The organism is Rhodococcus sp. SJ-2, assembly GCF_053750035.1.
On sequence record NZ_CM132340.1, the window covers coordinates 3,549,059 to 3,572,053 of the forward strand.

The window sequence follows — 22,995 nt, forward strand, 5'->3', positions numbered from 1 at the left end:
TGTTATTGCGAATAAAACAGTCTCAAGGTACGGTTTGAGTGTCGGGGGTCCGACGGCTCCGAACAGGGGTGACCTTGATGTACAAGCGTATCGGCGGGTATGCCGCAGTCGCTGCCCCAGTACGAAACTCGACTGCTCCGGTTCGTGCGTTCGCGGCGCCCGGAATCGTCGTGCCCGACGGCATCGTGCGTCCCGCGCGATGGGAGCGTCGCTACGAAGTCTCGGTGCTGTCCTGCGACCTGCTCTGCCTCGCCCTGGCAATCCTCATCGTCGCCGTCGGATACCACCCGAACGACGCACTCACCGATGGGCAGGGGGTCGCCGTGCTCGCGATCTGCACCGTCGTCACGGTGCTGTCGGTTGCGTTTCAGAAATGCTGGGACAGAAGAATTCTGGGATCGGGCTCGGAAGAGTACCGCAGAATCGTCCGTGCCTATCTCTATGCGATTGCAGCATCGGCGATCCTTGCATACATGCTGGGTGCGGCTCAGGCCGGGATGTACATTTTCGGTGCGCTTCCGCTTGCGCTGGTGCTGACGCTCGCAACTCGAAAGATGATGCGGATCATAGTGTTGCGTCTCCGGAGTCGAGGAAGATGGCTGCGCTCCGTCCTCGTCGTCGGGAATGCGGAAGAGGTCCATGAACTCGTCGGTCGCACGAACGGACCGGAGAAATCCGGTTGGAAGGTGGAGGGCGTCTGCCTTGCTGTCGACGCGGAGGGAGACGCTCCACCCGCACCGCCGGTGGCGATAGACGACGTTCCGGTACTGGGAACCGACGCCGACATCCTCAGGATCGCCGAGATCCACAAGTTCGACGCGGTCGCACTGCTCCCGTCCGACAGGTGTTCGTGTGCGCGAATGCGGACGCTCGACCGCGACCTCGAGAGTGTCGGGGTGGATCTCATCATCGCCCCGATCCTCATCGACGTCGTCGGTCCACGCCTGCACATCTCGCCCCTTGCCGGTCTTCCTCTGCTGCAGGTGAGTGCGCCTCGGTACAGTGGCCCGACATGGGTCGCGAAGAACGTCGCCGACCGGGTGTTCGCATTGCTGCTTCTCATCGTCCTTGCGCCCGTGCTCGCACTCGTTGCTGCGACCATCCGATTCGACGGTTCGGGCCCTGTGCTCCTCGAGCGGGACCGGGTGGGGCGGGACGGTCGCGCATTCGCCGTGTATGCGTTTCGAGACGATCTCCGGACGGGCAGGGTCGGCAGGTTCCTTCGCAGGCACTCCATCGACGAACTACCCGAACTGTTCAACGTGGTGGGAGGCACCTTGGCGCTCGTCGGACCTCGGGTGCCACTCGAGTGCCGGTCCTGGTACGGCGGCCGAAGCGGGGCACACCGACTGGTCGTCAAACCGGGTTTCACCGGATTGTGGCGGATCGGCGGAGCCTGCAATCCCTCGTCGGAGGAAGCGGACCGGGCCGATCTCCGATATGTCGAGAACCGGTCGTTCGTGATGGATCTGTCGATCCTGTGCAGGACCTTCGGAGCTGTCCTCCATGGCAACCGAACATCCTGACCCGCCCGAATCGAACCGAGCAGTACAAGTTTTCGAGTACGTGCAACTCTCCTGGTATGAAGGGTGGTAGCCATGTTGTTGGTGACCGGAGGCGCGGGATACATCGGCACCCATGTCGTGCGCGCACTGCGATCGGGCGGCCGCGAAGTGGTGGTGGTGGACGACCTGTCGGCCGGACATCCGGAACTGCTTCCCGCCGGTGTGCCCGTCGAAGTGGGGAGCGTCCTCGACACGGATTTCCTGATGGACGTGATCGACATGTACGACGTCGATCAGGTGGTGCACCTCGCCGGCCGGAAAGCCGTGGACGAGTCCATCACCCGTCCCTCCTACTACTACCGGCAGAACGTGTACGGCATGCAGAGTGTCCTTGCGGCGATGGTCCGGATGGACGTACGGAGGATCGTGTTCTCGTCCAGCGCCGCGGTCTACGGCACCGTGGGCGACGCGACCGTCACCGAAGAAGCCGTGACCCTTCCTCAATCACCCTACGGGAGAAGTAAACTCATGTGCGAGTGGTTGCTTCGTGATATCGCTGCCGCCGATGGGCTGAGCTGGGCCGCGCTCCGCTACTTCAACGTGGCCGGCGCCGGAGGGAAAGAACTTGCGGACCGAGGCGTCCACAACCTCGTTCCCCGCGTGTTCCAGGCGATCGACCGTGGCGAGGCGCCCGCGGTGTTCGGCGACACCTACGACACACCAGACGGCACCTGTATCCGCGACTACATCCACGTCACCGATCTCGCCGACGCGCACGCCACCGTCGTCGACGCCATGGACGCCGAGGCCATGGGAACCGTCTACAACGTGGGCTGTGGGTGTGGTGCCAGCGTGCTCGACGTGATGCGCGCGGCACGCGAGGCGAGCGGTGTGCCGTTCGACTGGCGGATCGACGATCCCCGTCCCGGCGACCCGGCCCGAGTAGTTGCCGACGCCGGCCGAATCTACGCGGATCTCGGCTGGACGGCGCAGCACGACCTCGACGACATCGTCGGCAGCGCGTGGGAAGCCTGGACGGCGTCGAGGGCGGCCATCGAGACTGCGTCGGAACAGGACGCTGCACTCGCGGTGGGAGCTCGATGACCCCTCGGAGCCCCCACCGTCCGAGTCTGCGCGGGTGATCTTCGCGATCACCCGCGTAGGCGCGTTCACCTGCGGTTCTTCGGGAATGTGGAAGATGGAGATGTGTATCCCGCTCCACGACGTCGTCGCTCGGCCTGGCCGTTGCTCGTATTCAGCGCGTTGGTAGTGGTGGTGATCATCGCGGTGGGTTCCAACCTTCGTTCGCCCCAGCTGCCACGAATAGAGGTTCCCGACGGAGTTCCGCCGGGTCCCGGTGTGCCCGTGCCGCCCGTCGATTTCGAAGGTCCGGGCCGGACCTCTGCCCTCCTGCGCGACTGGGCAGAACCTCAGGCCGAGACACTGGGAATCCCGGTCGTCGCGCTGGAGGCATACGGGCACGCCGCGGCAGTTCTCGCCTCGACGAACAGCGAATGCGGACTGGCGTGGACCACCCTTGCGGGGATCGGCAGCGTCGAGAGCAACCACGGCAGACACGGGGGTGCACGTCTCGACGAGAACGGGACCGCGATACCCGAGATTCGTGGGATTCCGCTCGACGGCGGGCCCGGCCTCGCCGAGATCCGCGACACCGACGGCGGCGAGCTCGACGGCGATCCCGTCCTCGACCGGGCGATGGGGCCGCTGCAGTTCATCCCCGAGACATGGAAGAGCTGGGGTGTCGACGCGAACGGTGACGGTGTCGCCGAACCGGACAACATCGACGACGCAGCTCTCTCAGCGGGACGCTACCTGTGTGATCGAGGCGGGGATCTCACCACTCCGGAAGGCTGGACGAGGGCGTTGATGGCCTACAACTACTCGGGCGACTATCTCGCCCTGGTCCGCGACCGCGCTGCCGCATACAGCGTGGGTGTGCGGCCGTGAGGACAGACCCATCTGCCGAGTCGACGCTCCAGTCCTGCTCCGAGCGGCGCGCCCGTGCATCACTGCCTGGTAGTGACGGTTACGCTGTCCCCAGCGTGCAGACCCCGCAGCGTGAAGTCCATCGAAGGAGAATCAGCCAGTGGCCATCATTGAGCAGGTAGGAGCCCGCGAGATCCTCGACTCCCGTGGCAACCCCACAGTCGAGGTCGAGGTGCTGCTCGAGGACGGAAGTTTCGCCCGCGCTGCCGTGCCGTCCGGTGCCTCCACCGGTGAGCACGAGGCCGTCGAGCTGCGTGACGGCGGCGACCGCTACAACGGCAAGGGTGTCGAGAAGGCCGTCGAAGCCGTTCTCGACGAGATCGCCCCGGCCATCATCGGTCTGGATGCCACCGAACAGCGCACCGTCGACCAGGCGCTGCTCGACGCCGACGGCACCCCCGACAAGGGCCGCCTCGGCGCAAACGCCCTGCTCGGTGCGTCGCTGGCCGTCGCCAAGGCCGGCGCAGAGACCTCCGGCCTCGAGCTGTACCGCTACCTGGGTGGCCCGAACGCTCACATTCTTCCGGTGCCGATGATGAACATCCTCAACGGTGGCGCTCACGCCGATACCGGCGTCGACGTCCAGGAATTCATGGTCGCCCCCATCGGCGCGGCCACCTTCAAGGAGTCCCTGCGCTGGGGCACCGAGGTGTACCACTCGCTCAAGTCGGTACTCAAGGCGAAGGGCCTGGCCACCGGACTCGGCGACGAGGGCGGCTTCGCGCCGGACGTTGCGGGCACCAAGGAAGCACTCGATCTGATCAGCGAGGCCATCGCGAAGACCGGCCTGAAGCTCGGCAGCGATGTGGCACTCGCGCTGGACGTTGCCGCCACCGAGTTCTACACCGAGGGCACCGGCTACGCGTTCGAGGGCAAGAACCGCACCGCCGACGAACTCGCGGACTTCTACGACGAGCTGCTCTCGGCGTACCCGCTGGTCTCGATCGAGGACCCGCTGTCGGAGGACGACTGGGAGGGCTGGGTCGCGCTGACCGACAAGATCGGCAACAAGATCCAGCTCGTCGGCGACGACCTGTTCGTCACCAACCCGGAGCGTCTCGAAGACGGCATCCTCAAGGGTGCGGCAAACGCGCTGCTCGTGAAGGTCAACCAGATCGGCACGCTCACCGAGACCCTCGACGCCGTCGACCTCGCGCACCGCAACGGCTACAAGACGATGATGAGCCATCGCTCCGGTGAGACCGAGGACACCACCATCGCCGATCTCGCGGTCGCCGTGGGCAGTGGCCAGATCAAGACCGGTGCCCCCGCACGCAGCGAGCGTGTCGCCAAGTACAACCAGCTCCTGCGCATCGAGGAGTCGCTCGGCGACGCTGCCCGCTACGCCGGCGAGCTGGCGTTCCCGCGCTTCAACCTCGAGGGCTGAAGTCAGGTATGAGCCAGCGCGGTAGATCCCGGCCCGGCGCCCGCCGCAGCCGAACCGACGGTGCGGCCGGGACCCGCCGTCCCAGTCGGACCCGCCCGTCGGGATCTACCGCACCGGCCGACCTCGGTCCCGAGACCGCGGGCGCACGACCCGCAGGTCGAGAGGATCCTGTTCATTCGTCCCGTCGCGGACGAGGCAGTACGGGCCGTGCCCGGCCCACCCGCGTCGGAGCACCCCGCGACGGTCGTCGTCCCCGCACCGAACGCACCATCCTCGGATTGTCCACCGGACGCGCGGTGATCCTCGCCCTCGTCGTGTGCGGACTCGCACTGACGCTTGCGGTGCCGCTGCGCACCTACGTCAGCCAACGGTCGGAGGCGGAGCAGATCGCGCAGGAACGCGAGCAGCTCGAAGGCGAAATCGCGGCCCTCGAAGCCCAGAAGGCCCACATCGACGACCCCGCCTGGGTCAGGGCGGAGGCACGCAACCGTCTGGGTTTCGTGATGCCGGGCGACATCCCATACCAGGTGCAGCTGCCCGGCGACGTGGCCCTCGTCGACGAGGAGAAGGAGCCGGAAACACCGTCCACCGGCGCCTGGTACAGCGACCTGTGGCTTTCGGTGGTCGAACCGCCACCCGAACCCGAGACCGACCCGGTGCCGCAGCACATGCCCGTGGCACCCCCAGAACCAGGAGATATCCCCGGGTGACCGCTCCCGTTCCACAGGAAGACCTCGACGCCGTCGCCGCCCAGCTCGGGCGCGAGCCCCGCGGCGTCCTCGCCATCGCCTACCGCAGTCCCGACGGAGCTCCCGGCGTGGTCAAGACCGCACCGAAGCTGCCCGACGGCACACCGTTCCCCACGCTCTACTACCTGACCGACCCCCGGCTCACGGCCGAGGCGAGCCGCCAGGAATCGGCAGGCGTGATGCGGGAGATGACGGAGCGACTCAGCACCGACACCGATCTTGCCGCCGCGTACCGACGCGCACACGAGTCGTACCTCGACGAGCGCAACGCCATCGAATCCCTCGGCACCGACTTCACCGGTGGCGGTATGCCCGACCGCGTCAAATGCCTGCACGTGCTCATCGCTCATTCGCTCGCCAAGGGACCTGGCCTCAACCCGCTCGGTGACGAATCGGTCGCGCTCGCTGCCGACGCAGGCCTGCGCGGCACCGCGATCCCCGCCGACTGGCCCACCTACGCCGAACTGCGCGGAGAATCCCAGTGAGCGCTGTTCGTGTTGCAGGCATCGACTGCGGTACCAACTCGATCCGCTTGCTGATCGCCGACATCGCCGAAGACGGAACCCTCACCGACGTCACACGCCTGATGAAGGTCGTGCGACTCGGGCAGGGCGTCGACGCCACCGGCCGCCTCGCCCCCGAAGCAATAGAACGTACCCGCGTCGCGCTCGTCGAGTACGCGGATCTCATCCGCAAGACCGGCGCCACGGCCGTGCGGATGGTCGCGACGTCGGCGACCCGCGACGCACAGAACCGCGAGGACTTCTTCGCGATGACCCGCGACGTGCTCGGTGCCGTGATCCCCGGTGCCGAAGCCGAGGTGATCACCGGCGACGAAGAGGCCCGACTGTCGTTCACCGGTGCCGTGGGCGAACTCGACCCGGCGCGTGGGCCGTTCGTCGTCGTCGACCTCGGCGGGGGCTCGACCGAAGTGGTGCTGGGTGACGAAAATGGTGTGCACGCCGCCTATTCCACCGACATCGGGTGTGTGCGTCTGACCGAGCGGTGCCTGCACGACGACCCGCCCACCGCCGACCAGGTCGCGGCTGCGCGCGTGGTCGCGGGGGAGAAGATCGCCGAAGCGCTCGAACGCGTTCCCGTCGAGGAAGCACGCACCTGGGTGGGTGTCGCGGGAACGATGACCACATTGGCCGCGCTGGCCCACGACCTCGACGTGTACGACCCGGCGAAGATTCACCTGTCGTCGGTCCCGTTCGACCGGTTGAAGGAAGTGTGCGACGGACTCGTCGGCGCGACCCGCGCCGAACGTGCGGCACTCGGGCCCATGCATGAAGGTCGCGTCGACGTCATCGGTGGTGGTTCGATCGTGACCACTGTGCTCGCCGAGGAACTCGGCCGACGTGCCGGAATCACCGAACTTGTTGTGAGCGAGCACGACATCCTCGACGGAATTGCCCTCTCCCTCGTGCGGTAGACCGAAATCCCATTGCCTTCCCACAATGCCGTAATCAAGCGGTAACGAACGACCGGGGCGTGAGTATAGAGCGGTTGGCCGCTGATGATGCGGAAAACCGGGAAGGGTACTCATGCGACAAAGGCTCGGCACGGTGGTGGCAACGGTCCTCGGGGCCGTTCTTGTGGGAATGGGTATGCCGCTCGTCGCGGCTGCCGATCCGATGTACCCGGTTCCCGATCCGGATCCGTTCTACTCCGCACCCGCCGATCTTGCCGCGAAGCAGCCCGGTGACGTCGTCCGCACACGCCGTATCGACACCTGGATGTATCCGAACTCGGACGGTTGGCAGGTTGCGTTCCGGTCGACCAACTCGCTGGGCAACCCGATCCTCGGAGTGACCACGGTGCTGTTGCCCCGCGGTGTCGAGAACCCGCCGTTGGTGTCGTACCAGGCGATCATCAACTCGCTGGGAACCAAGTGTGCTCCCTCGCGCTCGCTGTTCAACATGGAGCTGCAGGAATCGCCCGGAATGATGTTGGGTCTCGAACGTGGCTGGGCAGTGTCCGTCCCCGACCATCTCGGCCCCACCGGAGCGTATGGCGCTGCGAAGCTGGGCGGGATGATCACGCTGGACAGCGTGCGCGCGGTGCAACGTGTCGCCGAGCTCGGTCTGGACGAAAGCCCGGTCGCATTGGCCGGATATTCGGGAGGCGGAATGGCGAGCGCGTGGGCCGCGGCACTGGCCCCCACCTACGCGCCGGAACTGGATCTGACCGCGGTGGTGGCGGGCGGGATACCCGCCGACCTCGAGCAGATGGCCGACGGCCTCGGCCTCAACCCGCACCCGGGATTCGGTCTGGCCTTCGCCGCTGCGATCGGCCTCGAACGCGAATATCCGGAACGCCTGCCCATTTCGGAGCAGCTCAACGACACCGGCATGTGGTTGCGCGACTGGACGGGCAACGAATGCCGACGTTTCCTTCTCTTCCACGGTGCCTTCCGCAGCGCGGGTGAGGTGGCGACGAGCACGAGCCTGCTGGCCAGCCCCGAGGTGCGGGAGATCTTGCGGGAGAACAGCCTGCGTTATTTCGAGGGCGTGCCCACCGCGCCCCTGTACGTGTGGCAGGGAACGATGGACGGCCTCACACCCTTCGACTCGGTCGAGGAGGTGGCCCGGCGCTACTGCGCGGAGGGCGCACCGCTGACCTTCGTGCCGTACGAGATCGCCGAACACATGACGACCGCAGTCGCCGGATTCCCGGACGCCTACGACTACATCGACGCACGGTTCCGCGGTGAGCCTGCGCCGACGAGCTGCTGACGCGACACGGGCGAGGCTGCGGATCCGCGGCCTCGCTCGAAGCGGACGCCTACCACCCGCTAGGGTGATCCGGGCGGCCCCCATAGCCCAATTGGCAGAGGCAGCGGACTTAAAATCCGCCAAGTGTCGGTTCGAGTCCGACTGGGGGCACTGTCAATTCGGCTCTGACCTGCATCGACAGGATCGGTCTCACGGACGGACGTCGGCGGATTCGGGGGAGTGGTCACGGAGTGGTCACCGGGGGATTCGTGGTCACTCGAGGTGTCCTCGCCACGACCGGCGCGGGGGACCAGCGCAGCAGCAGCCGACGCGGCCTGTGCCCCGACACCCTCGAGCATGTGGCTGTAGGTGTCCGACGTGATCGTGATCGTCGAGTGCCCGAGCCGCTTCGACACCACCGCGATGGGGACGCCGGCCGCGAGCATCAGCGACGCTTGCCCGTGCCGGAGGTCATGCAGCCGCACCGGCCGCAGACCCGCCGCCTTCGCTAGCGCCTTGAACGTGTCCGAGACATGCTGCGGTGACAGCGGTGTCCCGTCCTCCCGCGCGAACACCAGACCATGATCTTGGTACGCCTTACCCCACGCCGATCGTTCGGTGCCTTGCGCGAGCTGCTGCGCGAGCAGAACACCCGCGGTCGTCTCGTCGAGGTCGACCACACGATTCTCACCGGACGCTGTCTTGGGAGCACCGAACCCGATACGGCCGTGGCTCTCCTCGCAGTATGGGCACGCGATGCCCTTCACCCCGTCGACGATCTGCTGACGCACAGTGATCCGCCGCCGCTCGAAATCGACGTCATCCCACCGCAGGCCGCACGCCTCACCGCGTCGTAGCCCCGTCATGGCCATCACCTCGTACAGCGATCCGAGCCGATCGGCCGCAGCGTGGTCGAGGAATGCACCGAGTTCGGCGGCCTCCCACGGGCGGACCTGCGGACGTGGAGCGCGGGGGAGCTCGAGGTTCTCCGCTGCGTTGTGGCCCACCAGGTGCTTCCGCTTGGCTGAGGTGAGCGCCGATCGGAGGGTGGCGTGGACACGGCGCACGGTCGCGGGGGACAGGACGGTCTTGTCCTTCCGTGGTGCTGCGATGTCCCGCAGCATCTTCTCCACGTGCGTGGCTCGGAGGTCACCGAGGCGTAGCCGACCGAGGTTCGGGACCAGGTAGCTGTCGATGTGCTGCCGGTAGGAGCGGACAGTGGTCGGGCGGATGCCAGCGGCCGACTTGGTTGCGATCCACTGGTTGAGGTATTCGCCGACGGTGATCCGCTCGTCGTGCGCAACCTGCCCCGTGGCGACGGCGTTCAGGTGCTTGGTCAGTTCCTCGTGCGCGTCGTCGGAGGTGCGGAATCCGGACTTGCGGATCTGCCGGCGCTTCCCGGTCGCGGGGTCGATGCCGAGGTCGGCGACGAATACCCAGCTGCCGTGAGCTTTCTTGCAGGCTTTCCGCCGGCCCTTGCTGTCCTTCTCGACGGGGCACTTGCACCGCTTGTAGACCGAGCCCTTCATGCTTGCTCCCCTATTGTCGGATCGACTTGGAATCCCTTGGCCTCGAGTGCTTCTCGACTGAGCGCCTCGACTTGGTGATACTCGTCGAGCCACGCTTGGATCTCGGCTGTGCTGGCCCTCAGTCGCGAGAGTTTCGCCTCCCCTTCCCGACGTGTCTCGTCGTCCAGGTCCGGGTCTGCGAGACGTGCGTGGGTCACGTCGAGGAGGGCGGATAGTTCGCGGAGGTCGCCGACTGTCTTGGTGTATTGGTCCGTACGTCGGGCGAGGTCGCGTATCAGCCAGAGTGAGTACTCGCGGTCTGCGGGACGGGGGCGAGTCTTGTCGGGGACTTCGCCGGTGAAGCGTCGGAGCGCACGCCACGCGGGGGCCGTTCTGCCGGGCAGGTATTCGACCTCGCCGTTGACCAGTGCTGCGCCGAACAGCAGCTCTACGGGCGGCATATCCAGGGCCTCAGCCAAGACGGCCAACTCTGCGATGCTGACCTCGCTGCGTCGACCGTTCTCCAGGTTCGAGATCGAGTTGCGCGCGATCGGGTGACCGAGCTCGGTGCACGCGTCTGCGAGCTTCTGGGCGCTGATGTTCAGCTCGTCCCGGCGTCGTCGGACCATCGCGCCGATCGAGTCGGCCATCGACTTCGACCATGCGCTGGGCGCGGGCCGAGGGTTTCTACGTGACTGCTCTTGCTCCATGGGAAAGCAACTTACGTGCCTATTGCACTCCCGTCAATGGACGTGGTAGGACTTGATAGCACCTGGTCTACCGGAACAACACTAGGAAGGAATTGCCTTATGGCAAAGCAGTGGAGTCCTAAGTCGGTCGCAGACCTCGGTGTCCGCACGGACATGGAGACATCGAACGAGATTCTCGGCATGAGCCGCGCGTACGGCTACCAACTGGCCAAGGAGGGCAAGTACCCGGTGCCGGTCCTAAAGCTGGGCCGCAAATACGTTGTGCCGGTTGCTGGCCTGCTGAAGGTCTTGGGCATCGAGGACGACACCAAGGCGACCGCGTGATCGAACACCGGTCGTCGGAAAAGAGAACACCGGCGGAGGCAACCGCCGGCGTTCGTGAAACCAACCCACTCCAGGAGATTTCAATGACTAACGATACCCAGCACACCCCCGGCAAGGCCACCGACGCGTGGGACGGTCGATGTGACCGACTGATCGGTGACATGCACATCAACGCCGGTACCGGCGTCGACGAGATCCTCGGCATCCCCCGCCCGAGCTGGGCGCACACGGACGCTGACCGCGTATCGATCGCACCCGAACGGTCCGTCTTCGTCGGTGACGCAGCGCTCGTCCCGCTGACCCGACACCCGGGGGAGCGTCTGCCGGACAGGTCCGTCGTGGTCGCACGGCTGGCCGTGGAACCCCGCCTCGGCGCTGGCGGAGGGTACGTGTGGTTCGAGCGTCACGACGCGACGGCCAGCGGCGACATCGCGTTGGTTCGAGGATCAGGAACCGCGCTCACGGTCACCGAAGCGACCGAGCTCGCCCACACGCTGCTCGCGGCCGTCGACGTCCTGACCGAGACCGAACCGGACCCGGATGTGCCGATCGATCTCGTCATCACCGACCTCGACGGGGAGATCTGACCATGGCCGGACTGCACATCACCACCGAGGTAGGCCTCCGGGCCCGCGCGGCAAAGTCCATCGACCAGGTGGCCGTCGCGCTCGGGACCATCGGCTCGGTCTTCCTCGACGTCGACGAGGCCCACACGCTCATTGACGACCTCCAGGCCGCTCTCCGTGACCTCGCGGCACACCAGCAGGCAACTCGCCCCCTCCAGCGTGACGAGGAAAACATCCGTACGGCAGCCGAGATTCGGGAGGGCCTGTGAACGACCACGACAACGAGCTCCTCGAGGCGGTGCTCGGCGCTGACCCGGGACTAACTCGACCGATCCCCAACTCGACGATCCTCGCCGACTTCGTCATGCCCCACATCCTGAGGATCCGTGACGATGGGCAGGGCAACCTCCGACAGCTCCCCATCCTCGGCACCACGCCGTGGGAGAGCGCAGGGGCCGGCACCCGCTGGGCCGTCGTCGGCACCCTCGCCCTCCAGGGGGTGTGGGCAGCGGAGCGGGGCCCGGACGAACGTGTCGCATACGCGGAGGGTGCCGACCGGATCGACGCCCTCGTCGACTGGGGAGCAGAGGCGTACCGGCAGGGATTCGAGGCCGGTCGTCGCGCTGGGAAACGCCCGCACGCCCGCACACTCCGAACCACCTCGCGCACCGCATAGAAGGACAGGACGACGCACATGACACCCCCCGACCGTGACGTGGACCCTGACGAGGGGTTCTGGACACAGCGTCCGGAACTTGAGCACCTTCGAGCGTTCGCCCGCTCTCGGCGCGCGGCACCGTACGCCACCCTGGCGTGCGTTCTCCGTCGCGCTACCTCGTGCATCGAACCCAACGTTGTGTTGCCACCCACGGTCGGGGGCATCGTGTCCGTGAACCTGTTCACGGCATCGGCCGGCCGATCGGGTCAAGGTAAGGGTGCAGCCGATGCAGCGGGGTTCGACTGCATCAACCTGTGTGACCACAATTCCGACAGTCTCGACGCGCACCGGCCGAACGCGGGATCGGGCGAAGGACTGGCGCGGCTGTTCAAGGGCAGGGGAAAGGACGAACCGGGTATCACTCGCGCGCACCTGATCGTGCCGGAGGTCGGCACCCTCGCTGCCCTCGCAGGGCGTCAGGGTGGTACGTTGCCGAGCGAGCTGCTGAAGGCGTACATGGGTGAGCCGCTCGGGTTCACGAACTCGAGCCGTGAGACCACCACCGCCATCGAGGCACACGCCTACCGTCTGTGCCTCGGTGTCGGTGTCCAGCCGGAGAATGCGGGATTCTTCCTCGAGCGCGAGAAGGACGGGTTTCCGCAGCGGTTCCAGTGGGTGTCCACGATCGACCCGTATGCACCGGAGGAACGACCGGACCCGGTCGACCCCATCGACATCAAGGTCCCGGACTTCGGTCGTGACCGCTATGTGGTGCCGATCCCGGACGAGGCTAGGCAGGAGATCGACGAGCACCGGAGGTTGGTGCTGATCGGTTCGCAGGACGTCGACCCCCTCGACGGTCACCTCATGCTCACGCGGTTGAAGATCGCGTTCGCGTTGGCTGTCCTGTCCCAGCGCAAGGAAATTGACGAGTCGGACTGGAAATTGGCCGGCGAGCTGACCGACATGTCCCAGCGGGTGCGGTCCGACATCAAACTTCTGCTGGCCGAGAAGCATCGCCGGGAGAACGCAGCGAAGGCACACGATCAGGCCGACCGAGAGGAAATCGTCCGCGAGCGTCTGACCGAGAAGACCCACGCGCGCGTACTGAACGCGATTGAGAACAAGCTCCGACGGGTCGAGATCGCGACACGAGGTGACCTCGAGAGGGCGTGCCGCAAGGACATCCGCGACGAGTTCGATTACGTATTCGAGACCCTTCTCGAGGCGGGGTTCATTGTCGAATCGGAGCGGGGCGAGGGACGGGCAGAGCGTTTCGAGTTCGGCCCAGATCTTCGGGAGTAAGTGTGTACGTACACAGTTGTGTACACACCCCATATATAGCCACTGAACTGCACAAATACTGTGTGTACACAACTGTGGACGGTACACACCACACCCCGAAAAACACCACATTCTCACAGGAGGACAAGTGATCCCCAACCCTGAATGGAACCACTGCTACATGAGCAACACCTTGGCGGACGTCGTCGCATGGAACGACGACGGTGAGCCACTCGTGATGAACCACAAGGCCGGCGATCTTCAGGTAGGCATGGGCCCCATCCATCAGTCGCCCGGTGACCGAGTCCGTCAGATCATGCCCGGCACCGGATACACCGTGATCTACCAACCCGGCCAGCCGAGCCAGCTCACGGCACCGCTCCTCGCATGGGGTGTCACCTACGAAGGCAGCGTCATCCCACTCGACACCGACAGTGGCGGCCTCGTCGAGAAGCTGCCAGACGGCGCCCTCGTAATGCCCGACGTCGATGCCCGACGCTGGCTCGCCAGCAACCCCACACCACCGATCGACAAGGACACCGGAGCTGCGACCCCCTGACCAACCGTTGCCTTGAAGGCAACAACTGACCGACGACCCCCTCCGCACCCCAGCGGAGGGGGTCCCTTCTTGTCCAGGCATCTTTTCCTGCGATCCCCAGGAAAAACCTCCGTGACCACCGTGTGACCACACCACCACTGACCAGCACATATGCAGCGACCATCGGATATCAAATCCGCACGGATCGGGGGTCCGGACTGGGTGCGGACCCCGTGCCCTCGGCGCAGGGGTCGACCTGTGCGTACGCACCGGCTGCTGCACCCCAGGCGCATACCGTGCGCGACCATGAACCCGAACGAGATGTCCCCAAAATCCTGGGCCTCGCGCCTCGCTGCCTTCAAGAGCCGGCAGGTCCCCGACGACGATGAGCGCGTGATCGAATGCCGCGCAGCATTGGCACACTTCCGAGCTCTCGGCGCTCTAGGCCCTGAGGTGGTCGAAGCCCTCACCGACGTCAGCAAAGAGATGCTCGTCTCGATCCTCCGCGGCGAAACCGAGGTGACAGCATGACCACCCCGACCTCACCACTCCCTGTCGTCTACTACGCGCCACCAGCTAATCCAGATGGGCACGGTCTATATCAGTCGGCCGCGCTCATCGACCTACCCGAAGGGCAACCCGTCCGCATCATCGGCACCGGGGTCGACCTCGTCCCGTACAACACCGACAGCGGATGGGGCACCTGGCCATCCGACCCCTGCCACAACCCCGACGACGAGGACAACCTCCTCAAGACCGGCGTACGCACCCAGGCAGGCGAACCCTTCGAGCCTCTGACTGTTTGGGGATTCGACTCCTGCGATCCCCTGGAAGGCGAAACGGAGATCACCACCCGAGCCGCACACACGTTGCGGCTGCACGAGCAAGGCATGGCAGAAGCGCACTTCGGTGCCCGACTCCTCACCGACGCCGGCACCCCCACCGCCGTCACGGACGTCCTCGCAGCCATCGGAGAGCTGGAAGTCGAGATCGGCGAAGGCGCAGTCCCCGGCACCATCCACCTATCCAGGCGCTGGCTGCCGTACCTGGAGAACGCGAACATCATCGTCGGCAACGGCTCCCCAATTCCACGCACGCGCCTCGGCACAGCGTTTGCCTTCGGCGCCGCGTACGACGGAGTACTCGGGAACACGATGGTCGCGACGACCGGTGTCACCGTGTGGCGCTCCCCGGTCTTCACCCAGGCCGCACTCGACGCCCCGAACAACACCCTCGCAGCGATCAGTGAGCGCACACTCGTCATCGCATATGAGGCCATCCTCGGCGCTGTGACGGTGACCCCATGACCCGCAGCCGAGACACCCACGGTGTGGGAGCTGCACGCCGCCGGCGGGACACCATGATCGACCGCCTCCTGCGCCGCCAGGCCGACATGCCCGCACCGGTCATTACCCAGACCCAGCAGCGCGAGCGACGACGCCAGCACTTGCCAGTCCACTACACCGGGGCGTTCGACCTCGAGGAAGAGCTCCGCGAGATCCTCGCCCCGCTAGCGCAACGCAACGTCGCCAGATACCCCGGCATCCTGCAGGCGCTCGCCGACGCAGTCCACGACGCACGGCTCGACCTAGAACGGCTCATCGTGCTGCGTGACGCTCGCCGCCGAGTATCCGATCTGCCTTACGACCGAAGAGCTCGGGCTCGTGACCTGATCCTCGCCACATGGAACAAACCCGCCCCGCCGACCATCGACCACAGCAGAGACTGGGCCAACCACCTCGTCGATCACCTCACCCCACTGGCCGCACCTATCGCCGATTACCTGGGTCGCGCAACCCCGCCCGGCCAGACCGGCTCCCAACCATCGATCTCCGAACAGGTCGAGGGTGTCTGCCGCCAGCTGGACAGGGCCGTGGCGTCCGCAATCAAAACCCTCAGCCGCGCTGATGTGAGTCTCACGACGGGACTCACACCACAGCAGCGGGCCGCAGCAGAACTCCGCGCCCTCGGCATCACGACCACCTGACTGCGTTTCTGTTATCCCCTCGGTGCCGGCGGACCGGTCGTGCGCCGCGCCGGCACCGAGGGGAGGTCACCACCACTCGATCGGAGATCACACCATGAAGACACCGCTCGCCGACCGGCTCGCCGAAGCACGCCGCGCGCAGCTCCGCCCCAACACCCTCGCCAATCTCCCCGCAGACGAATACGCCTACGCCTGGACCGCGACCGCGTTCCACGAGGCAGGGCACGCCGTGATCGCAGCCCTCCATGGCCCCCAGATCCAACACGTCGCCGTCACCCCCAACGACCCCGACAACTGGGGCCGCTGCGACTACATCGGTACGCTCACCGCCTCATCTCAGGCCGCCATCTCCCTCGCCGGCCCCGCAGCCGAAGCACGATTCCTGTACGGCGGATCCCCCACGGTCCACGAGATCCGCTCCGTCCTCGATGGGCAATGCGCGGAGGACGGATCGGGGGACCTCGACCATCTCATCGCCTCCGGCGGGCCGCTCCCTATGGACACCGTCAACCTCATCAACAGATGCTGGGAATCACTCAAAACCATTGTCCTGCACATGAATCAACACGGAAGCGCTGACCACGCCGTCGTATGCGCAGCCCTCGGAATCCCGACCGTGAACGGACACCAGTCTGCGCAAGCAGCGTCGATCCGTGCCGGTATCCCACCGACACCCCGCAAACTCCCGACCGGCCGGAACCCATAGCCCGGCCGTCGGTCGAGCCCGGCCCGCGACTCGCGTTGGATGCCCGAGTCGCGGGCCGAGGACCACACAACCCATTCCCCACAGGGCCCTCCCCACGGGCCCACGAAAGGTGCCCCCATGAACATGAACAACACCCCGCAGCCCGACGAACGTGTACGAGCGCAGAAATGCCTCGAACGTCGACTCCGCGGCGACACATACCAGCAGATCGCCGACGAACTCGGCTACGCGGACCGCTCGGGTGCGCGCAAGGCCATCGAAGCTCTGCTCGCACGCCAGGAGTACGAGGCCGTCGCCGAGTACAGAACTGTGCAAGTGTTCCGGCTGGAAGAGGAGCACCGCATCCAGTTCAAGGCGTTGCAGGATCTGGTGACCCTCGGGAAGTTGGAGGCGATCCCGCCGGCCATCTCGTCGCTCGTGAAGATCTCCGATCGCCTGTCGAAGCTGTTGGGTCTGGATGCTCCGCAGAAGCTGGCTGTGGCTCCGGTGCCGGCCGACAGTGAAGACTTCGCGGTCACAGCTGCCCGGCTCATCGCCGAGATCCAGGAGGCCGAGGCGCAGCCGCTTCCCGACTTCCTGACGTCGGGTTCGGAAGCTGAGTCCGAACCCTGGGTCAATACCTGACCTGGATTCTCCCCGGCCGGGTTGTGCAGCTTCATCAGATGAAGCTGCATGGGCATTACGTCCATTCAGGTGCCCTCGGTGTCCCGCAGCGTTTCCACGGCCCGAACCAACTTCCGCATGGCCCGACGCTCGTCTCGCTCATCGTCGGTCAGCGGTCGTCGGGCCGCGATGTTGTCGAGGGCCTGGAGGTCAGCGGAAGCCCAGGCGAGGGTGTCGGTGAAGTTCATACACACCACTGTCCTCGATCGGGTCGACACCAGCTTGTCGACGTCGGCAACGTGGCTGGTCAGGATCTATTTGTCGGCGCCGACAAAAACGCTGGTCAAGTAATTCTCGGGGATCCCGGAAGTTGTGGACGGCCTGTCCACCACTTGCACCGATCCCCGAAAGTGGTCCCCGGCATTCTGGAGAGTTTCCCGATCAAACTCTCCTGGAGGGTGTGCACACTCTGTACCCCCTTTGAGCGTGACGTCCTGTCACTCTCAACCGCCTTGCTCATCGCGGTGGTTGCGCGGTCATTCGGTGACCTCTCAACATCAGTCGGTCTGAAGGTCACGGTCACGATGACCGTGACTCCGATCGGAGTCGGTGACGCGCTGTCACTCACTCCGGGGGGTGTTGCTCATCGACACGACTGCCGACGCGAGGGGAGTTACTCGGAGTAACCCCCTTGCTCTCCTCCCCAGCGTCTTTGCCCCCGACCCTCACCGCGGTCACCGAGTGGTCACAGACGATGTGTGTGACCACATGACGGGGCATCACTCGGTGGCACTCGCACCCCGTTTCACCTGCATGAACCATCCATCAGCATCACACCGAATCACCAGGCGGGACAGGCGGGTTCTGACTTAAAATCCGCCAAGTGTCGGTTCGAGTCCGACTGGGGGCACCGTCACACTGCCGACCTCCGGTCGGAGTGCGCCCACTGAGTTCGAGTAACAGCCCGGCGGTCGCACAGAGCACGCATGCCACCGCTCGTGATGGATCAGCCCTCTGCTCAGCCGGCCCGGTGTATCTCGTCGTCGCCGCCGTCCTCGATCGCCGGTGGAATCTCTTGTTGATCGCGGGCACGGATGACTCGCCCCGCGATCAACGCGACCGCCACGGAGACGACGAGCCAGGCGAGTAGCGCCCACAAAATCCAGTTCACAATTTGAACAACGGACCAACTCGGTCGTATGTTACCGAGAAGTAGGTAATTCACCCTCGGGTTCACCCCGGAAAATCCTGCTGTAAACTCGTCGGGTTGATTCTGGGTCAGGCACGGCGGGAGGCAGGGACGCCGTGCGCGTCTTTCTGCACGCAGAAAGTTCCTGAAAAGGTACTGATGGCCCACAACTCCAACCCCTCTCATTTTCGCGCCATGCACGATCTCGTCGGATCGGCGTACTTTCCGGTATCGGCGTTGGCTCGTCTGACGCTGTCCATGCTCGTCATGGGTGTGTTGACCTACGTCGTCGCATCCTCATCCGACTTCGCTTCCGCAGGCATCGCGGCCGCGGTCACGGGAGTAGGGGTCGCTGTCGGCGCCCCGCTGTCCGGAATCGCATCCGACCGCTGGGGTCAGCGGTGGGCGCTCCTCGTCTCCACCGCGGTCTACGTGCTTGCGGTGCTGGCAGTCCTTGCTGCGGGCGACCCGGGCGGCGACGCCCCGGCGTTGTCGCCGGGCCTGCTCGCGGCGGCATTCGTCGCAGGAATCGTGGTGCCGCAGTGTGGCCCGATGACCCGCGTGCGGTGGATTCGTGGGCTGTCGAGCCGCGGCTCAGAGCACGCCGTCGGGGAAGCCCAAGGATACGAGGGCACGATGGACGAACTCGGATTCGTTCTCGGCCCGGCGGCCGTGGGCATCGTTGCTGCGCTTTTCGGTGCTGCGGCGCCGCTGTACGTCCTCATCGCGCTCACGGTGATCGTGGTGCCATGGTTCGCGTTGCATCCCAGCGCACAGTTCGCAGCACCTGCCGACGGCGTCGACCCTTTGGGCGAGGGGGAGTTCTCCTCCGCGAAAGTGTCGTGGGCTCCGGTATCGGTCCTCTTCCTCGGGATGCTCGGCATCGGAACCATTTTCGGCTCGCTGGCCACCACCACCGCGGTCTTCGCCGATGAGACCGGCCACCCGGGAAGTGGGGGCCTGATCTACGCCGCACTCGGCTTGACCTCGGGCGCAGCCGCATTGAGTGTGTCACGGTGGAGTGGACGTCTGAGCGCGTCGGTGAGGTGGACTGCATGTGCGCTCGTGCTGATTCCTGCTCTGGCATTGATGTGGTTGCCGAGCGTTCCGTGGCAGATGGCGGTCGTCCTGCTGTTCGTCGGCGCACCGATCGGCCCGATCCTCGTGACGATCTTCAAGGTCGCAGGCGATCACACCCCTGCGCGACGTCTCGGATTCATCATGACCCTGCTCAGTGCCGGAATCACCCTGGGCACCTCGATCGGGAACTGGGTCGCTGGTGAGGTTGCGAACGCGGGCGGTCACTCGGCCTCCACCTGGGTGGCCTTCGGCGCGGGAATGGCACTGCTCGCGTGCGGCGTGTTGTTCACCGTTGTTCGATTTGCACCCGCGAATGCGGCAACTCCACGGCCGCCTGCACAGGACGTACTCGAACCACTCGGCTGACCACACCGGTATCGATGAGAAACACGATCACGCGGACGGCGTCGACCTGATCATGGTGCACTGGGTGGACAATCCGTCCACGAGAAAGGTGCATGTATGTCTTTACGAGCCCTCCGCCGCGTCGGCGCCGCCACATTTGTCGCCGCAGGCATGCTCACGGGACTCGCAGTAGGAACCGGGACGGCCGCGGCCGACACGGTCGAGGTGCCGATGGATCGGTGCTGGGGCGTGAGCCCGTACATCCTCGATCAGCCCTACGCCCCGGCCCGCCTGTTCGGTTACCAAACCGAATCGGGCAGCATCCAGCTCCAGATGCCCGACGTGTCGAGCCTGTGGTTCTTCGCCGGTGGATATCAGACCGACGTGAAGTTCGACTGGCACAACATCGCCACCGACGAGCGCGGCACCCTCACCGACACCGCGACCGTCGCGTACCCGGGCGGTGACGTGGTGACGTTCGATCTGAACTCGGGTCCCGGACCCGTCGAGTTCACGGTGAGCGCGGTCAACAGCATTCCGCTGTGGAGCATCCCGACCACATCGTGCGGTGGCGTCGTCGACGTGTGGTGAGCGAGCTACGCAGCAACCGGCACGCGGCAACCACACCGGACGGCACGTCGGTGTTCGTCGTCGTCGAGCCGGCCGTACTCGTCGCACTGCCCGCACTTGGGTGCCAACGGCATCCGGGGCGCGGGCAGTGCGCGCCACAGGCGCAGCCAGCCGTGCACGTGCATCGTCGGATTCGAAGGCCGGTGCGCGGTTTTCGCAGCAGACGCGAGGACGTCGACGCCGTGTAGCGCGGCCTTCTCCGGCTCACATGTGGTCTATCCGCTCGTAGTGCTCGAGGGTCGGGAAGGGTTCGTAGAAGTCGTGCAGCAGTGAACGCCGCTGCTGGTACTCGGGTGATTCACGGAATCCCTGGGTGTGGTCCTCGAGCGTGTCCCACTCGACAAGACCGACCTCGGCGGCTGTGCCGCACGGCCACAACGCCAGCGGACAGAAGCGGCCTGCCTGAACTGTTGTATCTGTCTGCAGACCATGTTCGTGTAGCCGACCCCGGCGCCCTTCCCGCTGAAGTAGCCGAATTTCCCGTCGAAGCCTGGGCGTGTCCTTATTGTGTACGCATCACTGATGATGGGGGCAGCGATGGGCAGCAGTGCAATCCGGGTGGTTCTCGCGACAGCAACGGCATTCGCTGTCGGTATCGTCGTCGCGCCGTACGCCTCTGCTCAGGACGGCAGGATCGAGGTGCCGTACACGTCGACCGCGCCGCTCGCCGACATGGTGATCGGTTCGGTCGTGTCCATTCCGGCTCCGCTGCCCGAGAGCGCCGGCGCGCGACCGGCCCAGTGCGATCGCTTGTCCTACCTTCGGTGGCGGTCGGTCGACGGCCCGGCAGATTCGACGCGCGCCGACCGCATCTTCGTCGCCCAACCGGGAATCTTCGAGGGCGCAGGGGCATTCGAAAGCGTTGCGCGCAACACCGTCGTTGCGGCCGCTCGACGAGGTGCACACGTCGAATTCTGGGCGCTGGACAGGCGATCGAACTGCCTCGAAGACCACACCGGAGTGCAGACAGCTCTCGCGACCGGCAGCCTCGACACCGCCACCGACTACTACTTCCACGACGCCGAGATCGATGGGTCGCGCTTCGCGGGCTACGCCTCGGGCGACGACACCGCGTGGCTCGTACACGTCGGACTCGAACAGACGCTCCGGGACCAGTACGACCTTCTACGACACGAACTTCCCGACCCGGGGCTCCGCAAGGACAAGGTTCTGTGCGGCGGACACTCTTTGGGCGGCTTCATCACGGGGTTCTTCGCTGAATGGGACTTCGACGGAAACCCGCAGACCCTCGGCGACGCCGGATTCAACCAGTGCTCGGGGTATTTCGCGCTCGATACCGTGATCGCAGCGAAATCTCCCGCACCGGTGGGCGGATCCTTCCCAGGGATCCCCGACATCGTGAAGACTTCGCTCGATGCAGCGACGGGAGCTGTCGTCGGCGACATGCCGGTTCTGGCGCTGCCTGCGGTGATCAATCCGGAGACCACGAATCTGCTCGCATTGGCCGGTCTCGCCGCGCGCCTCGCCCCGGAGGGCGTCAACGACCTCGTCGAACGGCTGCCCGACAACCCCAACGTCGACTGGACGCTCCGATCCCTGCTGGCGAAGGACGCCGCGATGTTCGCGACGGGGACACCGGATGTGCGCATCCTCAATGCCACCAACGAGGCCGTACTCGGCGCGATACTCGACGACAATTCGCAGCCGTTCGGCTTCTTGCAGGTCAGCGTCGGATTCATTGCCGGAGCTCCTGTGCAGGACAAGCTGTTTCCGGTGCCGAGCACAACCGAGGTGTTGTCGACGGGAATGTTCGGCGACGCACCGAAAGCGTCGCCCGCAGTGTACGGCGCGGATGTGCTCTACAGATGGCTCGACTACGACGAGGTCGCGGCAGCAGACTCGCTTTCGAACGAGGCGCGCTACACGAACCCGGCGAGCGAGGTCACCTCGATCGCCGAACTGGCGCGTAATCTGTCGGAACCCCCGTTGGACTTCACGGAGTGGTACTTCCCGACTCGGCTGCCATCGGATCTTGCGCTGTCGTCGGCTCCGTCGTTCGCGACACACCACATCCACAGGGACGGGGTCGCGCGGAATCCGATACTCACATTGGTGGGAAGCGGCGGAATCTCGCTACCGGATTCGGATCACCCGGACGACGTGCCCATTGTTCTTCCGGGCTACAACCACATCGACGTGCTCACCGCTGCGGGCGCGACCCACGACGGCCGCACCGAACCGGTATCGGCGGCGCTGGCCGACTTTGCGAGGAGATAGTGAGTCAGGCTCCGCGCGAAGAGAAGATCGACGTGTAGTCGAATGGCTCGGTCGACGTCTGGTGCTCGGCCTCCACAACCGCCGGTTCGGTGTTGTTCGGGTCCACCGGCTGCAGGAACAGCGGGTTGTTGTCTTCGGTGTGCTGGCTCATGTGAGTCCTTTCAGGTACTGCTTCGAACACTTCAGGTGTTGGCGAGGAACACGCGGGCGCGGGGTACGCGAAACCAGGAGCGTGCAGCTCGGGGGAGGATCATCGAGGTTCGT

27 protein-coding genes, 1 tRNA gene and 1 pseudogene are annotated in these 22,995 nt (G+C 65.6%); 23 read left to right on the plus strand and 6 right to left on the minus strand.

Going from position 1 to position 22,995, the window contains the following annotated elements:
- Positions 1-77 precede the first annotated feature (77 nt).
- The 9 genes from ACSYG9_RS16705 (at position 78) to ACSYG9_RS16745 (ending at position 8,536) form a co-directional block, all read left to right on the plus strand.
- Positions 78-1,526 carry a sugar transferase gene (locus ACSYG9_RS16705; RefSeq protein WP_440123611.1) on the plus strand — a complete coding sequence of 483 codons (1,449 nt, stop codon included), beginning with the start codon at positions 78-80 and terminating at the stop codon, positions 1,524-1,526.
- Between the two features lie 72 nt (positions 1,527-1,598).
- Positions 1,599-2,609 carry a UDP-glucose 4-epimerase GalE gene (galE, locus tag ACSYG9_RS16710; protein WP_440123612.1) on the plus strand — a complete coding sequence of 337 codons (1,011 nt, stop codon included), beginning with the start codon at positions 1,599-1,601 and terminating at the stop codon, positions 2,607-2,609.
- Between the two features lie 102 nt (positions 2,610-2,711).
- Positions 2,712-3,473, plus strand: coding sequence for a lytic murein transglycosylase (locus ACSYG9_RS16715; RefSeq protein ID WP_440123613.1), 762 nt, complete (start codon positions 2,712-2,714; stop codon positions 3,471-3,473).
- A 139-nt stretch (positions 3,474-3,612) separates the two neighbouring features.
- Positions 3,613-4,899, plus strand: coding sequence for a phosphopyruvate hydratase (gene eno / locus ACSYG9_RS16720; RefSeq protein ID WP_169687755.1), 1,287 nt, complete (start codon positions 3,613-3,615; stop codon positions 4,897-4,899).
- Positions 4,900-4,907: 8 nt separating this feature from the next.
- The gene (locus tag ACSYG9_RS16725; protein WP_440123614.1) at positions 4,908-5,609 is read left to right on the plus strand and encodes a septum formation initiator family protein; all 702 of its coding nucleotides are present in this window, start codon (positions 4,908-4,910) and stop codon (positions 5,607-5,609) included.
- Positions 5,606-6,133: a DUF501 domain-containing protein gene (locus ACSYG9_RS16730; protein WP_454839225.1), complete on the plus strand. Its 528-nt coding sequence runs from the start codon at positions 5,606-5,608 to the stop codon at positions 6,131-6,133. Before ACSYG9_RS16725 ends, ACSYG9_RS16730 begins: the two co-directional genes overlap by 4 nt.
- Positions 6,130-7,083: a Ppx/GppA phosphatase family protein gene (locus ACSYG9_RS16735; protein ID WP_440123616.1), complete on the plus strand. Its 954-nt coding sequence runs from the start codon at positions 6,130-6,132 to the stop codon at positions 7,081-7,083. Before ACSYG9_RS16730 ends, ACSYG9_RS16735 begins: the two co-directional genes overlap by 4 nt.
- A gap of 112 nt (positions 7,084-7,195) precedes the next feature.
- Positions 7,196-8,386, plus strand: a complete 1,191-nt coding sequence (locus tag ACSYG9_RS16740; RefSeq protein WP_440123617.1) for a lipase family protein — start codon at positions 7,196-7,198, stop codon at positions 8,384-8,386.
- Between the two features lie 76 nt (positions 8,387-8,462).
- Positions 8,463-8,536: transfer RNA gene (locus ACSYG9_RS16745), tRNA-Leu, on the plus strand.
- 245 nt (positions 8,537-8,781) lie between these two features.
- Here ACSYG9_RS16745 and ACSYG9_RS16750 read toward each other — a convergent pair.
- Both ACSYG9_RS16750 and ACSYG9_RS16755 read right to left on the minus strand, forming a co-directional pair.
- Positions 8,782-9,894: pseudogene (locus tag ACSYG9_RS16750) on the minus strand (site-specific integrase); the annotation flags it as partial.
- Positions 9,891-10,523 carry a helix-turn-helix domain-containing protein gene (locus ACSYG9_RS16755; RefSeq protein ID WP_454839226.1) on the minus strand — a complete coding sequence of 211 codons (633 nt, stop codon included), beginning with the start codon at positions 10,521-10,523 and terminating at the stop codon, positions 9,891-9,893. The gene ACSYG9_RS16755 and the pseudogene ACSYG9_RS16750, both read right to left, overlap by 4 nt.
- Positions 10,524-10,682: 159 nt before the next feature.
- Between ACSYG9_RS16755 and ACSYG9_RS16760 the strand changes: the two genes are divergently transcribed.
- The 11 genes from ACSYG9_RS16760 (at position 10,683) to ACSYG9_RS16810 (ending at position 17,270) form a co-directional block, all read left to right on the plus strand.
- Entirely contained in the window at positions 10,683-10,907 is a 225-nt protein-coding gene (locus ACSYG9_RS16760) for a DNA-binding protein (protein ID WP_454839227.1), read from the plus strand.
- Between the two features lie 83 nt (positions 10,908-10,990).
- On the plus strand, positions 10,991-11,494 hold the full coding sequence (locus tag ACSYG9_RS16765) for a hypothetical protein (protein ID WP_454839228.1): 504 nt from the start codon (positions 10,991-10,993) through the stop codon (positions 11,492-11,494).
- A gap of 2 nt (positions 11,495-11,496) precedes the next feature.
- Positions 11,497-11,742 (plus strand): hypothetical protein, encoded by a 246-nt coding sequence (locus ACSYG9_RS16770; RefSeq protein WP_454839229.1) that lies wholly within the window; start codon positions 11,497-11,499, stop codon positions 11,740-11,742.
- Entirely contained in the window at positions 11,739-12,149 is a 411-nt protein-coding gene (locus ACSYG9_RS16775) for a hypothetical protein (protein WP_454839230.1), read from the plus strand. The genes ACSYG9_RS16770 and ACSYG9_RS16775 overlap by 4 nt, the downstream gene beginning before the upstream one ends.
- 18 nt (positions 12,150-12,167) lie before the next feature.
- Positions 12,168-13,436 (plus strand): hypothetical protein, encoded by a 1,269-nt coding sequence (locus tag ACSYG9_RS16780; RefSeq protein ID WP_454839232.1) that lies wholly within the window; start codon positions 12,168-12,170, stop codon positions 13,434-13,436.
- A 160-nt stretch (positions 13,437-13,596) separates the two neighbouring features.
- Positions 13,597-13,974, plus strand: coding sequence for a hypothetical protein (locus ACSYG9_RS16785; protein WP_454839233.1), 378 nt, complete (start codon positions 13,597-13,599; stop codon positions 13,972-13,974).
- A gap of 285 nt (positions 13,975-14,259) precedes the next feature.
- A complete protein-coding gene (locus tag ACSYG9_RS16790; protein ID WP_454839235.1) occupies positions 14,260-14,484 on the plus strand; it encodes a hypothetical protein in 225 nt (74 codons plus the stop codon).
- Complete coding sequence (locus ACSYG9_RS16795) at positions 14,481-15,260, plus strand: hypothetical protein (protein WP_454839237.1); 780 nt, start codon at positions 14,481-14,483, stop codon at positions 15,258-15,260. The genes ACSYG9_RS16790 and ACSYG9_RS16795 overlap by 4 nt, the downstream gene beginning before the upstream one ends.
- A complete protein-coding gene (locus ACSYG9_RS16800) occupies positions 15,257-15,940 on the plus strand; it encodes a hypothetical protein (RefSeq protein ID WP_454839238.1) in 684 nt (227 codons plus the stop codon). Before ACSYG9_RS16795 ends, ACSYG9_RS16800 begins: the two co-directional genes overlap by 4 nt.
- Positions 15,941-16,034: 94 nt before the next feature.
- Positions 16,035-16,646 carry a M50 family metallopeptidase gene (locus ACSYG9_RS16805; RefSeq protein ID WP_454839239.1) on the plus strand — a complete coding sequence of 204 codons (612 nt, stop codon included), beginning with the start codon at positions 16,035-16,037 and terminating at the stop codon, positions 16,644-16,646.
- Positions 16,647-16,763: 117 nt separating this feature from the next.
- Positions 16,764-17,270, plus strand: a complete 507-nt coding sequence (locus tag ACSYG9_RS16810; RefSeq protein ID WP_454839241.1) for a hypothetical protein — start codon at positions 16,764-16,766, stop codon at positions 17,268-17,270.
- 65 nt (positions 17,271-17,335) lie between these two features.
- On the opposite strand, the gene ACSYG9_RS16815 is transcribed toward ACSYG9_RS16810, so the two are convergent.
- A complete protein-coding gene (locus ACSYG9_RS16815) occupies positions 17,336-17,497 on the minus strand; it encodes a hypothetical protein (protein WP_454839242.1) in 162 nt (53 codons plus the stop codon).
- A gap of 770 nt (positions 17,498-18,267) precedes the next feature.
- A complete protein-coding gene (locus tag ACSYG9_RS16820; RefSeq protein ID WP_440123618.1) occupies positions 18,268-18,420 on the minus strand; it encodes a hypothetical protein in 153 nt (50 codons plus the stop codon).
- A 213-nt stretch (positions 18,421-18,633) separates the two neighbouring features.
- On the opposite strand from ACSYG9_RS16820, the gene ACSYG9_RS16825 reads away from it, so the two are divergent.
- Positions 18,634-19,884, plus strand: a complete 1,251-nt coding sequence (locus ACSYG9_RS16825) for an MFS transporter (protein WP_454839245.1) — start codon at positions 18,634-18,636, stop codon at positions 19,882-19,884.
- 96 nt (positions 19,885-19,980) lie between these two features.
- On the plus strand, positions 19,981-20,454 hold the full coding sequence (locus ACSYG9_RS16830; RefSeq protein ID WP_169687748.1) for a hypothetical protein: 474 nt from the start codon (positions 19,981-19,983) through the stop codon (positions 20,452-20,454).
- A gap of 5 nt (positions 20,455-20,459) precedes the next feature.
- On the opposite strand, the gene ACSYG9_RS16835 is transcribed toward ACSYG9_RS16830, so the two are convergent.
- Positions 20,460-20,618, minus strand: coding sequence for a hypothetical protein (locus ACSYG9_RS16835; protein WP_440123620.1), 159 nt, complete (start codon positions 20,616-20,618; stop codon positions 20,460-20,462).
- Between the two features lie 397 nt (positions 20,619-21,015).
- Between ACSYG9_RS16835 and ACSYG9_RS16840 the strand changes: the two genes are divergently transcribed.
- Positions 21,016-22,731, plus strand: a complete 1,716-nt coding sequence (locus ACSYG9_RS16840; protein WP_440123622.1) for a hypothetical protein — start codon at positions 21,016-21,018, stop codon at positions 22,729-22,731.
- A gap of 4 nt (positions 22,732-22,735) precedes the next feature.
- On the opposite strand, the gene ACSYG9_RS16845 is transcribed toward ACSYG9_RS16840, so the two are convergent.
- Entirely contained in the window at positions 22,736-22,882 is a 147-nt protein-coding gene (locus ACSYG9_RS16845) for a hypothetical protein (protein ID WP_169687747.1), read from the minus strand.
- Positions 22,883-22,995: the final 113 nt, after the last annotated feature.

Excerpts from the sequence above, each read along its gene's own strand:
- ACSYG9_RS16755 (WP_454839226.1), bottom strand. The coding sequence starts at position 10,523 with ATGGCCGACTCGATCGGCGCGATGGTCCGACGACGCCGGGACGAGCTG.
- ACSYG9_RS16705 (WP_440123611.1), top strand. The coding sequence starts at position 78 with ATGTACAAGCGTATCGGCGGGTATGCCGCAGTCGCTGCCCCAGTACGA.
- ACSYG9_RS16785 (WP_454839233.1), top strand. The coding sequence starts at position 13,597 with ATGAGCAACACCTTGGCGGACGTCGTCGCATGGAACGACGACGGTGAG.
- ACSYG9_RS16810 (WP_454839241.1), top strand. The coding sequence starts at position 16,764 with ATGAACATGAACAACACCCCGCAGCCCGACGAACGTGTACGAGCGCAG.
- ACSYG9_RS16830 (WP_169687748.1), top strand. The coding sequence starts at position 19,981 with ATGTCTTTACGAGCCCTCCGCCGCGTCGGCGCCGCCACATTTGTCGCC.
- ACSYG9_RS16825 (WP_454839245.1), top strand. The coding sequence starts at position 18,634 with ATGCACGATCTCGTCGGATCGGCGTACTTTCCGGTATCGGCGTTGGCT.
- ACSYG9_RS16840 (WP_440123622.1), top strand. The coding sequence starts at position 21,016 with ATGATGGGGGCAGCGATGGGCAGCAGTGCAATCCGGGTGGTTCTCGCG.
- ACSYG9_RS16770 (WP_454839229.1), top strand. The coding sequence starts at position 11,497 with ATGGCCGGACTGCACATCACCACCGAGGTAGGCCTCCGGGCCCGCGCG.
- ACSYG9_RS16800 (WP_454839238.1), top strand. The coding sequence starts at position 15,257 with ATGACCCGCAGCCGAGACACCCACGGTGTGGGAGCTGCACGCCGCCGG.
- ACSYG9_RS16760 (WP_454839227.1), top strand. The coding sequence starts at position 10,683 with ATGGCAAAGCAGTGGAGTCCTAAGTCGGTCGCAGACCTCGGTGTCCGC.
- galE (WP_440123612.1), top strand. The coding sequence starts at position 1,599 with ATGTTGTTGGTGACCGGAGGCGCGGGATACATCGGCACCCATGTCGTG.
- ACSYG9_RS16835 (WP_440123620.1), bottom strand. The coding sequence starts at position 20,618 with ATGCACGTGCACGGCTGGCTGCGCCTGTGGCGCGCACTGCCCGCGCCC.
- ACSYG9_RS16845 (WP_169687747.1), bottom strand. The coding sequence starts at position 22,882 with ATGAGCCAGCACACCGAAGACAACAACCCGCTGTTCCTGCAGCCGGTG.
- ACSYG9_RS16740 (WP_440123617.1), top strand. The coding sequence starts at position 7,196 with ATGCGACAAAGGCTCGGCACGGTGGTGGCAACGGTCCTCGGGGCCGTT.
- ACSYG9_RS16815 (WP_454839242.1), bottom strand. The coding sequence starts at position 17,497 with ATGAACTTCACCGACACCCTCGCCTGGGCTTCCGCTGACCTCCAGGCC.
- ACSYG9_RS16725 (WP_440123614.1), top strand. The coding sequence starts at position 4,908 with ATGAGCCAGCGCGGTAGATCCCGGCCCGGCGCCCGCCGCAGCCGAACC.
- ACSYG9_RS16790 (WP_454839235.1), top strand. The coding sequence starts at position 14,260 with ATGAACCCGAACGAGATGTCCCCAAAATCCTGGGCCTCGCGCCTCGCT.
- ACSYG9_RS16765 (WP_454839228.1), top strand. The coding sequence starts at position 10,991 with ATGACTAACGATACCCAGCACACCCCCGGCAAGGCCACCGACGCGTGG.
- ACSYG9_RS16795 (WP_454839237.1), top strand. The coding sequence starts at position 14,481 with ATGACCACCCCGACCTCACCACTCCCTGTCGTCTACTACGCGCCACCA.
- ACSYG9_RS16780 (WP_454839232.1), top strand. The coding sequence starts at position 12,168 with ATGACACCCCCCGACCGTGACGTGGACCCTGACGAGGGGTTCTGGACA.
- ACSYG9_RS16805 (WP_454839239.1), top strand. The coding sequence starts at position 16,035 with ATGAAGACACCGCTCGCCGACCGGCTCGCCGAAGCACGCCGCGCGCAG.